Origin of the sequence: Limosilactobacillus avium (genome assembly GCF_947381485.1) — a bacterium.
Lineage (GTDB): Bacteria > Bacillota > Bacilli > Lactobacillales > Lactobacillaceae > Limosilactobacillus > Limosilactobacillus avium.
Genome location: NZ_CANCWN010000084.1, coordinates 1 through 739 on the forward strand (window position 1 = coordinate 1; position 739 = coordinate 739).

Annotated in this window: 2 protein-coding genes; both read left to right on the top strand. The window is 41.3% G+C overall.

Annotated elements, in window-relative coordinates:
* Positions 1-26: 26 nt before the first annotated feature.
* Complete coding sequence (gene rpsO / locus QOS01_RS10400) at positions 27-323, top strand: 30S ribosomal protein S15 (RefSeq protein WP_283622269.1); 297 nt, start codon at positions 27-29, stop codon at positions 321-323.
* A 210-nt stretch (positions 324-533) separates the two neighbouring features.
* On the top strand, positions 534-739 hold a 206-nt coding region (locus tag QOS01_RS10405), incomplete at its 3' end, for a helix-turn-helix domain-containing protein (RefSeq protein WP_283622268.1).

The following is a 739-nucleotide window of genomic DNA, read 5'->3' on the forward strand; positions in this document are numbered from 1 at the left end:
TTGAGGTAACACCATTAAAGACCTTGATGGGTTTTTCTGTCCACTTAAATGTTCAACTTAAATTTTACAATCTGCCAGATCAAATCATTAAGCAATTTGCAACACACGAAGGCGACACTGGTTCTACTCAAGTTCAAGTCGCAGTATTAACCGCTGACATTAACGAACTGAACGAACACCTTCGTACTCACAAGCACGATTACCACTCACAACGTGGTCTGATGAAGAAGATCGGTCACCGTCGTAACCTCCTGGCTTACTTACGCCGGACTGACCTTCCTGCTTACCGTGAATTGATTAAGGAACTGGGATTACGTCGGTAATTTCAGTCGCAGGGGTACCCCGTTTAGTGGGGTGCTTTTTTATAAACGGGCAAGGGAACACGTCCTTAAAAGAACGTGTTTCCTTGCCCATTTTTTAATCTTTTAATCGAACGCATGTTTTAAGATATGATATAATATCCTTAACAGAGAATGGTATTCAGGTATTAATTAGCTTTGTTGACTGGTCAATGATGAAAGATTGTGGTGAAAATGGCACAAGTTATAAAGGGAATCAAACTTCGCCTATATCCCAATGGCCGACAAAGGGAACAATTGTGGCAGATGTTTGGTAACGATCGCTTTGTTTGGAATCAAATGTTGGCGATGGCGAAGGAACGCTATCAAAATAATCCCAGCAGTCACTTCGTCAATGAATACGGGATGAATTATCTACTGAAGAGACTCAAGCAGGAATA

Excerpts from the sequence above, each read along its gene's own strand:
- rpsO (WP_283622269.1), top strand. The coding sequence starts at position 27 with ATGGGTTTTTCTGTCCACTTAAATGTTCAACTTAAATTTTACAATCTG.